Genomic DNA, 12949 nt, shown 5'->3' on the forward strand with positions numbered 1-12949 from the left:
ACCAACCGTTAGCGCACCCCCTTGACGCGGCAAAGCCCCACGCGATCCGATCCCGAGTCGGTCAACGTCGTCGGACCCCGATGGACGGCTCGCCCCGTTGCGGGACCCCGGCCGTTCTTTTCACGGGGTATTTTTCGTGCGCGATGATGCGGAACCCCCTTGCTCCGGCGCACGGGAGGGATATGATAGCGCTATCTCCCGCCACGGCGGAGGACAGGTCTCGTAGAAGACCGGTTTTTAGGAAGGATCATAAGGTCATGCGCCTCCGTTTCCCCATGCCTGCCCGCCGTGCGCGCGCGGTCCCGTTGCTGGCCGCCTCCGCTCTGGTCGTTCCCGTGCTGGCGGGTCTCGCACCCACATTGTTCACGGGCGGGACCGCGACGGCGCAGTCCGCCGCCAAACCGCAGGGCGAACCGCGCAGCCCCGAGGGCAAGCGCTATCTGTCGCAGCCGCTGGTCACCAGCATCTACACCGCCGACCCGTCCGCGCATGTCTTCAACGGCAAGATCTATGTCTATCCGAGCCACGACATCGACGTGACGACCGCCGACGACGATCTGGGCAACCAATATGCGATGCGCGACTACCGCGTGCTGTCGATGGACCGGATCGGCGGGCCGGTGAAGGTGAACCCCGTCGCGCTCGACGTGAAGGACGTGCCCTGGGCGTCGCAGCAGATGTGGGCGCCCGACGCGGCCTATAAGAACGGCACCTATTATCTGTATTTCCCGGTGCGCGACAAACAGCTCGACAAGAACGGGCTCGGCACCTTCCGCATCGGCGTCGCGACGTCGAAGAGCCCGGTCGGCCCGTTCAAGGCGGACCCCAAGCCGATCGCGGGCAGCTTCTCGATGGATCCCGCGGTGTTCACCGACGCGAACGGCGCCAGCTACATGTATTTCGGCGGCATCTGGGGCGGCCAGCTGCAGCGCTGGAAGGACGGCAAGTTCGATCCCAACGGCTCCGACACCGATCTCGGCCAGGACGACCAGCCCGCGCTGTCGGGCAAGATCGCGCGGTTGAACCCCGACATGAAGAGCTTTGCCGAGACGCCGCGCGACGTCCAGATCCTCGACGAGGCCGGCAAGCCCGTGCTCGGCGGCGATCATGAGCGGCGCTTCTTCGAGGCGTCCTGGGTCTTCAAGCGCGGTGGCAAATATTATTACACCTACTCGACCGGCGACACGCACTTCCTGAACTATGCGACCGGCGACAACCCGTACGGGCCGTTCACCTACAAGGGGCATATCCTGAAGCCGGTGCAGGGCTGGACGAGCCACCATTCGATCATCGAGTGGAACAAGAAATGGTGGCTGTTCTATGCGGACACGCAGCTGAGCAACAAGAACCACCTGCGCAACGTCAAGGTGACCGAGCTGAAGTTCGCGCCCGACGGCTCGATCCCCACCATCGATCCGTTCGTCAACTGATGTTCCTCGGAATCGACATCGGCACCTCCGGCGTGAAAGCCGTGGTGCTCGACGAGGCCGGCAGCGTCGTCGGCCAGGGCGTCGCCGCGCTGAGCGTCCAGCGGCCGCATCCGCTCTGGTCCGAACAGGATCCCGATGCGTGGTGGCATGCGACCACCGCGGCGGTCCAGGCCATCGACCCGGCCGTCCGCCGTTCGGTCCGCGGCGTCGGGCTTGCCGGGCAGATGCACGGCGCGACCCTGCTCGACGCCGACGACCGCCCTTTACGCCCCGCGATCCTGTGGAACGACGGCCGCAGCTTTGCTGAGTGCGAAGCGATGGAGCGTGCGGTGCCCGATCTGCGCGCAATCGCGGGCAACATCGCGATGCCGGGCTTCACCGCGCCCAAGCTGCTCTGGGTGCGCGAGCATGAGCCCGAGATCTTCGCAAAGATCGCGACCGTGCTGCTGCCCAAGGACTATGTCCGCCTGCTGATGACCGGCGACAAGGCGTCCGACCTGTCGGACAGCGCAGGGACCCTGTGGCTCGACGTCGCCGCGCGGAGCTGGAGCGACGCGCTGCTGGCCGCGTGCGGGCTGACGCAGGCGCAGATGCCACGGCTGTACGAAGGCTCCGAGATCACCGGCACGCTGACCGCCGAGGTCGCCGAACTCTGGGGCATGCCGCCGGTCCCCGTCGCGGCGGGGGGTGGCGACAATGCCGCGGGTGCGGTCGGCGTCGGCGTGGTCGCGGACGGCGATGCATTGCTCTCGCTCGGCACCTCGGGCGTGATCTTCGTTGCGACCAGCGACTTCCGCCCCAACGCCGATAGCGCGGTCCATGCCTTCTGCCACGCGCTGCCGGGCATGTGGCACCAGATGTCGGTCCATCTGTCGGCCGCGTCGTGCATCGACTGGGTCGCGAGGATCACCGGCGCGACCGGCCCGGCCGACCTGTTCGCACGCGCCGAAGCCGCCGGTCCTGCCAGCGGCCCCGAGATCTTCCTCCCCTATCTCTCGGGCGAGCGCACGCCGCACAATGATGCCGAGGTCCGCGGCGCGTTTCTCCGGCTCGACAACGACACCGATGCCGGCCGTCTGTCGCAGGCGGTGCTCGAGGGCGTCGCCTTCGCGCTCGCCGACGGGCTCGACGTGCTGCGCGCGGCGGGGACGACGGTCGAACGCCTCGCGGTCATCGGCGGCGGCGCGCGCTCGCGCTACTGGGGCGCGGTGCTCGCCGCGGCGATGGAGGTCGAACTCGTCTATCTCCAGGGCGGCGAGGTCGGCCCCGCGCTCGGCGCCGCGCGGCTCGCGCAGCTCGGTGTCGATGGCGGCGATCCTGCGACGGTCTGCGTCGCACCGCCCGTGTCGCACCGCATCGCCCCCGACCCCGCACTCGTCGCCGCGCTCGCCGAGAAAAAGGCGGCGTTCCGCCAGGCCTATCCCCGTATCACCCCCAAGTCATAGGAATCCCCGATGTCCGACTTCTTCGCCGATATCCCCCAGATCAAATATGAGGGCCCCGACAGCAGCAACGAGCTGGCCTATCGCTATTACGACAAGACCAAGGTCGTGCTCGGCAAGACGATGGAGGAGCATCTGCGCTTCGCCGCGTGCTTCTGGCACACCTTCTGCTGGCCGGGGTCGGACGTGTTCGGCGGGGGCACGTTCAACCGCCCCTGGCATGCCGGCGCCAACGACTCGGCTGCCGCAGCGCACAAGCGCGAGGTCGCGTTCGACTTCTTCAAGAAGCTCGACGTGCCCTATTACTGCTTCCACGACGTCGACGTCATGGCGGATGCCGCCAATGTGACCGAGCATCGCCGGTTCTTCGCCGAAGCCGTCGACCACCTCGAACAGCTCCAGGCCGCGTCGGGCCGCAAGCTCCTCTGGGGCACCGCCAACGCGTTCAGCCATCCGCGCTATGCCGCCGGCGCGTCGACCAACCCCGATCCCGAAGTCTATGCCTTTGCCGCGCTGCAGGTCCGCGACGCGCTCGAGGCGACGCATCGCCTCGGCGGCCAGAACTACGTGCTGTGGGGCGGTCGCGAAGGCTATGAGACGCTGCTCAACACCGACATGAAGCGCGAACTCGACAATTTCGGCCGCTTCCTGAGCCTGGTCGTCGAGCACAAGCACAAGATCGGCTTCACCGGCACGATCCTGATCGAACCCAAGCCGCACGAGCCGACCAAGCATCAGTACGACTTCGACACCGCGACGGTGTACGGCTTCCTCAAGCGCTACGGGCTCGAGAACGAGGTGCGCGTCAACATCGAGGCGAACCACGCCACGCTGTCGGGGCATACCTTCGAACACGAGATCGCGACCGCCAACGCGCTCGGCATCTTCGGGTCGATCGACGCCAATCGCGGCGATCCGCAGAATGGCTGGGATACCGACCAGTTCCCCAATTCGGTCGAGGAACTGACGCTGGCGATGGTCGAGATCCTGCGCGGCGGCGGCTTCACCACGGGCGGCTTCAACTTCGACGCCAAGGTCCGGCGCCAGAGCATGGACGCGGCCGACCTGTTCTACGGCCATGTCGGCGGCATCGACGTCGTCGCGAAGGGCCTGCTCGCCGCTGCCGCGATCATCGAGGATGGTCGGGTCGATGCGATCAAGGCCAAGCGCTATGCCGGCTGGGACGGTGACTTCGGCAGCACGATCGGCGGGCTGGATCTGGCCGGTATTGCCGATCTTGCGGTCGAGCGCGACATCGATCCGAAGCCGGTTTCGGGCCAGCAGGAACGCCTTGAAAACCTGATCAACCGCTTCCTCTGATCAACCCGCGACGCCGGGGCCACGTCCTGACGGACGGGCCCCGGCCTTGCCGCCGCTCGCCGCCCAGCCGCTGCGATCAAGCCGCTGGGAACAGGCGATAAACCCGTCAATCCGGGTCCGATTGCCACATGAACGATTTGTCACGATCGCGGCGGGGCCCTTTGCCCCTGCTGCTGTGTTGTCGCGCCTGACACCAGTTGTCCACAAGTCATGTCAGGGGCCGGATCGATGCGTAACACAATCATTAGGGCAACGACACTTCCCGATCACGCCGCCTAGTCTGAAAGGACCATGGCGAGGACCAGGGTGATGACCGGCTATGCTAGTCATTGTGGCGATAATAACTGCCGTGTCGCGCCGGATCGGTGCCGCATCGGAAAATGCGACGGACACTGCGCGTGCCCCCCGAGACTAGCCTGACCTGGGCAATCTGCGCGGCGGCGACGGCCGGGGTGATCGCGCGCCCGTTCCGCCTGCCCGAGGCGGTGTGGGCGGTCGCCGGCGCGGTCGCGCTGCTCACGCTGGGTCTGTTGCCGCTCGCTGCCGGGCTGGCCGCGGTCGGCAAGGGCATGGACGTCTATCTCTTCCTGATCGGCATGATGCTGCTCAGCGAGACCGCGCGTCAGCAGGGCCTGTTCGACTGGATCGCCGCGACCGCCGCGCGCGGCGCGCGGGGGTCGCCCGTCCGCCTGTTCGCGCTCGTCTACGTCACCGGGATCGTCACCACGACCTTCCTGTCGAACGACGCCACCGCGGTCGTGCTCACGCCCGCCGTCTATGCCGCCGCGCGCAAGGCGAAGGCGGATCCGCTGCCGCTGCTGTTCGCCTGCGCGCTCATCGCCAACGCGGCAAGCTTCGTGCTGCCCATCTCCAATCCGGCGAACCTCGTGCTCTATGGCGGCACGATGCCCCCGCTCGGCCAGTGGTTCGCGTCATTCGCGCTGCCATCGGTCGCGGCGATCGTCGTGACCTACGGCGCGCTCCGCTGGACCGAGCGTGCGCGGCTCGTCGGACAGTGCGAGACGGAGATCGCACGTACGCCGCTGACCCTCGGCGGCAAGGCGGCGCTGGCAGGGATCGTCGTCACGGCGGTCGTGTTGTTGCTGGCCTCGGCGTTCGACGTGCAACTCGGGTTGCCGACCTGCATCGCCGGGGTCGCGACGACGCTCGCCATCTGCCTGCTGGTCCGCATGTCACCCCTCATGGTCGTGCGCGACGTGTCGTGGAGCGTGCTGCCGCTCGTCGCCGGGCTGTTCGTGCTGGTCGAGGCGCTCGATCATAGCGGCGTCATCGGCCACGTCGCGGCGTGGTTGCGTGCAGAGGCCGCCGATTCGGCGCGCGCGGCGATGACCGCGGGGACCCTGCTCGCTTTCGGGTCGAACCTGGTCAACAATCTTCCCGCCGGGCTGATCGCGAGCACCGCGGTCGCGCAGGCGCAGCCGCCGCGCGTCGTCGTCGATGCGCTGCTGATCGGCGTCGATCTTGGCCCCAACCTGTCGATCACCGGGTCGCTCGCGACGATCCTGTGGCTCCAGGCGATCCGCCGCGAAGGCCTCGATGTCGGGTTCCTGCGCTTCCTGAAGGTCGGCGCGGTGACGATGATTCCCGCGCTCGCCGCCGCGCTCGGCACGCGCCTGCTGATCGGCTGACCCTCGACGCTCCCCTCTGCCCGCCCCCTCTTTCCCAGGACCAAGGACCGACCATGGCGACCCTCTCCGCTTCCCTGCCCTCCCGCCACCCCCCCGGCGGCAAAGCTCCGCACCGTCATGCGCCGGCGGGACGCACGCTCGATGCGCTCAACTTCTTCCTTGCCGACGTGCGCGACGGGCTCGGGCCCTATCTCGCCATCTATCTGGTCGCGGTCCGCGGCCCCGCGCATGGCTGGAACGAGGCGACGGTCGGGCTGGTCCTGACGATCGCCGGGATCGTCGGCCTGATCGCGCAGACGCCCGCCGGCAGCCTGATCGACAAGAGCCGCAACAAGCCGCGGATCGTCATGGTGGCAGCGTTGCTGGTGACGTTGGCCAGCGTATCGCTGCCGTTCGTCACGGGCTTCACCGTGGTGACCATCACCCAGTCGGTCGCCGCCGTCGCGGGCGCGATCTTCGCCCCCGCGATCTCGGCGATCACGCTCGGTCTGGTCGGGCCGAAGATGTTCGCCAAGCGGGTCGGCCGTAACGAGGCGTTCAACCATGCCGGCAATGCGGTGTCCGCCGGGCTCGCGGGCGTGCTCGCCTGGACGTTCGGACCGGTCGTGGTCTTCTGGCTGATGGGCGCGCTGACCGTTGCAAGCATCGTCACCGCGACGCGGCTCCACAACGACGATATCGACAATGCCGTCGCGCGTGGCCTCGACTGCGAGCCCGATGCGGACTGCGACGAGCCGAGCGGCTGGAAGACGCTGATCGAGAACCGCCCGCTAATGACCTTTGCGGTGATCGCGTTCCTCTTCCATCTGGCGAATGCCGCGATGCTGACCTCGGTCAGCCAACTGCTCGCGCGCACCGTCGGCAAGGATCAGGCGACGTCGCTGACCGCCGCGTGCATCGTCGCGGCACAGCTCGTGATGGTGCCCGTCGCGATCTTCGTCGGCCGGCATGCCGAACGGCTCGGCACCAAGCCGCTGTTCCTCGTCGCCTTCGGATTCCTCGCCGCGCGCGGCGCGCTCTACACGCTGTCCGACGACCCTTATTGGCTGGTCGGCGTGCAGGCGCTGGACGGCGTCGGCGCGGGCATTTTCGGCGCGCTGTTCCCCGTCGTGATCGCCGACCTGACCGAGGGCAGCGGCCGGTTCAACGTCAGCCAGGGCGCGGTCGCGACGACGCAGGGGCTCGGCGCGGCGCTGTCGGCGACGCTGGCGGGATCGATCATCGTCTGGGCAGGCTATAGCGCGAACTTCCTGACGCTCGCGGCGATCGCGGGGGCCGGGTTCCTGCTCTATCTGGTCACGATGCCCGAGACGAAAAAGCGCGCGCGCGGATAAGTCCGGGCGATCGATCCGAACACCCCCCTGTCCTGTGGTCTCACTTTCGTGCAACAGCAGGACCCCGCATCACCCTGTCCCCTGCCCCGGATCCCGAGCCGCATGACCAGCGACATTCTCATCATCGGTTCCGGCGCGGCCGGGCTGACCGCCGCGCTCACCCTCGCCGACCGTTTCACCGTCACCGTGCTCGCCAAGGGGGCGCTGAACGAAGGGTCGACCGCTTGGGCACAGGGCGGGATCGCCGCGGTACTCGAACCCGGCGACACGTTCGAGAATCATGTCGAGGACACGATGGTCGCCGGCGCCGGGCTGAACGATCGCGGGATCGTCGAGATGGTGGTCGAGGGCGCGCCGGCCGCGATCGAACGACTCACGCATCTCGGCGTGCCGTTCGAGACCGAAGGGAACGCGCTGCACCTGACGCGCGAGGGCGGCCACAGTCATCGCCGGATCGTCCATGTCGCCGACGCGACCGGCTGGGCGGTGCAGGAGGCGCTGCAGAGAGCCGCCGAAGCGCACCCCAACATCACGCTGGTCCCCGACCAGGTCGCGATCGACCTCGCCACCGGGCGGCACGAGATGCGCTATTCGGGCGCAGGCCGGGTCTGGGGCGTCTATGCGGTCGACCGCGGCACCGGACGCGTCGCGCTCTACACGGCGCGCGCGACGATCCTCGCGACCGGGGGTGCGGGCCGCACTTACCTGTTCTCGACCGCGCCACGCGGCGCGACGGGCGACGGCATCGCGATGGCTTGGCGCGCGGGCGCGCGCGTGTCGAACATGGAGATGATGCAGTTCCACCCGACCTGCCTCTACAATCTGGAGGTCAAGAACTTCCTGATCACCGAGGCGGTGCGCGGCGAAGGCGGACGGTTGATCAACCCGACCACCGGCAAGCGTTTCATGACCTATTATGATCCCGTCCGGATGGAGCTGGCGCCGCGCGATATCGTCGCGCGCGCGATCGATGCCGAGATCAAGCGCTACGGGCTCGATTACGTCCATCTCGACATCAGCCACATGCCCGCCGACTTCATCCGGCATCATTTTCCGAACATTCACGAAAAGCTGCTGACCGTCGGGATAGACATGACGACGCAGCCGATCCCCGTCGTCCCTGCCCAGCATTACACCTGTGGCGGGATCGTCGTCGACGAGCATGGCAAGACCGACCTTCCCGGGCTCTATGCGGCGGGCGAATGCACCGAATCGGGGCTGCACGGCGCGAACCGGCTGGCGTCAAACTCATTGCTCGAATGCTTCGTGTTCGGCGAGGCCGCGGCGGACAGCATCGCCGCCGATTGGGACAGCCTGCCCCCGCCGCCGCCGATCCGCCCCTGGGACGAAAGCCGCGTCACCGATTCCGACGAGGAAGTGGTCATCAAGCAGACCTGGACCGAGATCCGCCGCTTCATGTGGAATTATGTCGGCATCGTCCGCACCACCAAAAGGCTCGAACGCGCACAGCACCGGATCGCGATGCTGAACGAGGAGGTCGCCGAATATTACCAGCATTTCCGCGTCACGCCCGACCTGATCGAACTGCGCAACCTGCTCCAGACCGCCGAACTGATCGTCCGCTCGGCGCTGCACCGTCACGAAAGCCGCGGCCTGCACTACACGCTCGATTATCCGCAGATGCTGCCGGAGGCGGTCGACACGGTCCTGACGCCCTGACGTTCCACGTCCCGGCGCGCCGTGCGTGCAGTTCGTCGCAGCGAGGCACGCGGGGCGTATCGCGGCGATCGGGACCGTATCAGGATCGTAGCGCTATCGCAGGATATCCGACACCCATGGCAATTGGCAGGTTCGCGCGTCTTTTCGTGACCGGCGGCATCGCGCTCGCGCTGACCGGCTGTGGCTCGACGTCGCGCCCCGGGGCGACCGGCGCCGCGCCGCAGGGCGATGGAACCGCCAGCGTATCGATCCCGGTCCCATTGCCCACCGCACGCGCCACCCGTGCCGCGCCCGCTCCGCTGGTCACCGCGATCGACGCCTTGCACCATGATTTTGCGGGCAAGGCGGGGATCGCGATCCGCGCGGTGGACGAGGGCTGGACGGTCGAGGCCGGCGGGCGCCAGCGCCTGCCGCAGCAATCGGTCAGCAAGCTTTGGGTCGCGATCACGCTGCTTGACCTGCGCGACCAGGGCAAGGCGAAGCTCGAGGATCCGGTCGTCGTCCGCGCGGAGGACCTGACGCTGTTCCATCAGCCGATCGCGATGCTCGTCACCGGCGACGGCTATCACACCACCGTCGGCGAATTGCTCAGGCGCGCGCTGACGCATAGCGACAATACCGCGAACGACCGGCTGCTGAGCTATGTCGGCGGCCCGCGGGCGGTGCGCGGCATGATCCTGCGCAAACAGCTGGGCGAGATCCGCTTCGGTCCGGGCGAGCGGCTGTTGCAAAGCGGGACGGCGGGGCTCGTCTGGCAACCCGCCTATGCGCTCGGCAACGCGTTTGCGGTCGCCCGCGCACGGCTCGATCCGCAGATCCGCGCCGCCGCACTCGACGCCTATGTCGCCAATCCGCCCGATGGCGCCGCGCCGATCGCGATCGCGGACGCGCTGGCCCGGCTCGCGCGGGGCGAATTGCTCAGCGCCAGCTCGACGCAGGTCCTGCTCGACACGATGGGCGCGTCGGTCACCGGCCGCGCCCGGCTGCGCGCCGCGCTGCCCGCGGGGTGGCGGATCGCGCACAAGACCGGCACCGGCCAGGATCTCGGTCCCCGCAACGCCGGCTTCAACGATGTCGGGCTCCTGACGGCGCCCGACGGCAAGCGCTATGCGATCGCGGTGATGATCGGCGACACGCTGCGGCCGATCCGCGAACGCCAGATGCTGATCCAGGCGGTCGCCGCCGCGGTCGCCGCGCATGCCGGTGGCGCCCGCCCGTCGGTCTGAGATTTTCCTCACACCTGATACCCAACAACCACGCTTCGCCCATTGGTCCGCGCGCGCGCATCCGCTAGACCGCGCGCGATGCCCCATCTCTATCTCGTCGACGGCTCCGGCTATATCTTCCGCGCCTATCACCGGCTGCCGCCGCTTACCAACAAGCATGGCGAGCCGGTCGGCGCGGTGTACGGCTATACCACGATGCTGTGGAAGCTCGCGGACGAGGTCCATGCCGCGGATGGCCCCACCCACATGGCGGTCATCCTCGACAAGTCGTCGAAGACGTTCCGCAACGATCTCTACGACAAGTACAAGGCGCAGCGTCCGCCCCCACCCGAGGATCTCGTCCCGCAGTTCCCGATGATCCGCGACGCGACGCGCGCCTTCTCGCTGCCGTGCATCGAGACCGAGGGGCTTGAGGCCGACGACATCATCGCCTGTTATTCGAAGGCCGCGCTGGCGCAGGGCTGGTCGGTCACGATCGTCTCGTCGGACAAGGACCTGATGCAGCTGATCGAGCCCGGGCTCGACATGTACGACACGATGAACAACCGCCGGCTGGGCGCGGAGCATGTCGCGGAAAAATTCCACGGCGTCACCCCGGCGCAGCTCGGCGACGTGCTCGCGCTGATGGGCGACAGCGTCGACAACGTCCCCGGCGTCCCCGGCGTCGGCCCGAAGACCGCCGCCAAGCTGATCCTCGAACATGGCGATCTCGAATCGGTGCTCGCCGCCGCCGAGGGGATGAAGAAGGGCAAGCTGCGCGACAATCTGATCGAGCATGCCGAGATGGCGCGGCTGTCGAAGGTGCTGGTCACGCTCAGATGCGACGTCGCGCTGCCCGAGCCGCTCGAGGATCTCGAGCTCAAGGGCATTCCCGACGCACCGTTGCGCGCGTTCCTCGATCATCACGGCTTCAAGTCGCTGATCGCCAAATTGTCGGCCGTCGCCGAAGCACCGGTCGCCGAGTCGACCGTCGTCGCGGACATGGACGCGGACGAGCCGTGCAAGCATGACGATTACGAGACCGTCGTCGACGAGGCGGCGCTCGACCGCTGGATCACGCTGGCAAAGCATCAGGGCTGGATCGCGATCGACACCGAGACGACCGGGATCGACGCGACGCGCGCCGACCTGGTCGGGATCAGCCTGGCGCTGCATCCGAACCTCGCCTGCTACGTACCTATCGCGCATGGCGGCACCGATTTGCTCGCGGAAAACCCGGCCCAGATCGACCGCGCGGTCGTGCTGGCGAAGATGAAGCCACTGCTGGAGGATCCGAGCATCCTCAAGATCGGCCATAACCTGAAATACGACATGATCGTCCTCGCCCGCGCCTATGCCGCCACCGGAGGCGTGACGATCGCGCCGTTCGACGACACGATCCTGATGAGCTTCGATCTCGACGCGGGGCTTCACGGCCACGGCATGGACGAGCTTGCCGCGACGCACCTTTCGCACACCTGCATCGCGTTCAAGGACGTGGTCGGCACCGGCAAGTCGCAGCGCAGCTTCAACGAAATCGACCTCAAGGCCGCGACCCATTATGCCGCGGAGGACGCGGACGTGACGCTGCGCCTGTGGCGCCGGTTCAAGCGCCGCCTGCCCGCCGAGGGTTCGACGCGGGTCTACGAGATGGTCGACCGCCCGCTCGTCCCCGTCATCGCGCAGATGGAGATGCACGGGATCAAGGTCGACGCCGCGAAGCTGTCGAAGCTGTCGACCGAGTTCGCCGCGCAGATGGCGAGCCTGGAGACTGAGATTCACGCGCTCGCCGGCGCGCCGTTCACGATCGGCAGCCCCAAGCAATTGGGCGACGTGCTGTTCGAGAAGATGGGCATCAAGGGCGGCCGCAAGGGCAAGTCCGGGGTCTATTCGACCGACGTCACCGAACTCGAGCGCATCGCCGCCGACAAGGATTCGCCCGGCGCGGTGATCGCGCGCAAGGTGCTCGACTGGCGCCAGCTCTCGAAGCTGAAATCGACCTATACCGATGCGTTGCAGGCGCAGATCAACCCGGCGACGGGTCGCGTCCACACGTCCTACTCGCTGACCGGCGCGCAGACCGGCCGGCTGTCGTCGACCGATCCCAACCTGCAGAACATCCCGATCCGCACCGAGATCGGCCGCCAGATCCGTGACGCGTTCGTGGCGGAGCCCGGCAACGTGATCCTCGCCGCCGACTACTCGCAGATCGAGCTGCGACTGGCCGCGCACATGGCCAACGTCCCCGCGCTGAAACAGGCGTTCGCGAATGGCGACGACATTCACAGCCTCACCGCGCAGGAGCTGTTCGGCGAGGTCAACCGCGACACGCGCGGTCGCGCCAAGACGATCAACTTCGCGATCCTCTACGGCATCTCGCGCTGGGGGCTCGCCGGCCGGCTTGACGTGTCCGCGGACGAAGCACAGGCGATGATCGACCGCTATTTCGATCGCTTCCCCGGCATCTCCAGCTACATCGTCGACACCACCGAAAGCGTCCGCGCGACCGGGTTCACGACGACGCTGTTCGGCCGCAAGACGCATTTCCCGCGGATCCGCTCGAAGATCCAGCACGAACGCCAGGGCGCCGAGCGCGCCGCGATCAACGCGCCGATCCAGGGGACGAGCGCGGATATCATCAAGCGCGCGATGGTCCGCATGGGCCCTGCACTGCTCGAAGCCGGGCTGCCGAACGTGCGCATGCTGCTCCAGGTCCACGACGAACTCGTGTTCGAACTGCCCGAGGGCGATGTCGAGGCGGCCAAGCCCGTCATCGAACGCGTGATGGCGACCGCGGCCGAGCCGGCGGTGACGCTCGACGTGCCGCTGGGGATCGAGATCGGCACCGGCCTGAGCTGGGGCGCAGCGCATTGATCGCGCGGGGCGGCA

At 67.7% G+C, this 12949-nt stretch carries 8 protein-coding genes; all 8 read left to right on the forward strand.

The features are described from left to right. The first annotated feature begins 257 nt into the window (after positions 1-257). The 8 genes from SOM18_RS12360 to polA all read left to right on the forward strand — a co-directional run bounded on the left by SOM18_RS12360 (position 258) and on the right by polA (position 12934). Entirely contained in the window at positions 258-1430 is a 1173-nt protein-coding gene (locus SOM18_RS12360) for a glycoside hydrolase family 43 protein (RefSeq protein ID WP_235188383.1), read from the forward strand. After that, on the forward strand, positions 1430-2875 hold the full coding sequence (gene xylB / locus SOM18_RS12365; protein ID WP_031440864.1) for a xylulokinase: 1446 nt from the start codon (positions 1430-1432) through the stop codon (positions 2873-2875). The genes SOM18_RS12360 and xylB overlap by 1 nt, the downstream gene beginning before the upstream one ends. 9 nt (positions 2876-2884) lie before the next feature. Next, the gene (gene xylA, locus SOM18_RS12370; RefSeq protein WP_031440865.1) at positions 2885-4192 is read left to right on the forward strand and encodes a xylose isomerase; all 1308 of its coding nucleotides are present in this window, start codon (positions 2885-2887) and stop codon (positions 4190-4192) included. Positions 4193-4590: 398 nt separating this feature from the next. After that, the gene (locus SOM18_RS12375) at positions 4591-5841 is read left to right on the forward strand and encodes an arsenic transporter (RefSeq protein ID WP_320481787.1); all 1251 of its coding nucleotides are present in this window, start codon (positions 4591-4593) and stop codon (positions 5839-5841) included. A gap of 53 nt (positions 5842-5894) precedes the next feature. Then, entirely contained in the window at positions 5895-7175 is a 1281-nt protein-coding gene (locus tag SOM18_RS12380) for an MFS transporter (protein ID WP_031440867.1), read from the forward strand. A gap of 102 nt (positions 7176-7277) precedes the next feature. Continuing rightward, a complete protein-coding gene (gene nadB, locus SOM18_RS12385; RefSeq protein ID WP_031440868.1) occupies positions 7278-8855 on the forward strand; it encodes an L-aspartate oxidase in 1578 nt (525 codons plus the stop codon). A 116-nt stretch (positions 8856-8971) separates the two neighbouring features. Beyond that, a complete protein-coding gene (locus SOM18_RS12390) occupies positions 8972-10081 on the forward strand; it encodes a serine hydrolase (protein ID WP_192007841.1) in 1110 nt (369 codons plus the stop codon). A gap of 78 nt (positions 10082-10159) precedes the next feature. Continuing rightward, entirely contained in the window at positions 10160-12934 is a 2775-nt protein-coding gene (gene polA, locus SOM18_RS12395; protein ID WP_031440871.1) for a DNA polymerase I, read from the forward strand. Positions 12935-12949 lie beyond the last annotated feature (15 nt).

This window comes from Sphingomonas sp. CFBP9019 (genome assembly GCF_034045155.1).
GTDB classification, from domain to species: domain Bacteria; phylum Pseudomonadota; class Alphaproteobacteria; order Sphingomonadales; family Sphingomonadaceae; genus Sphingomonas; species Sphingomonas aerolata.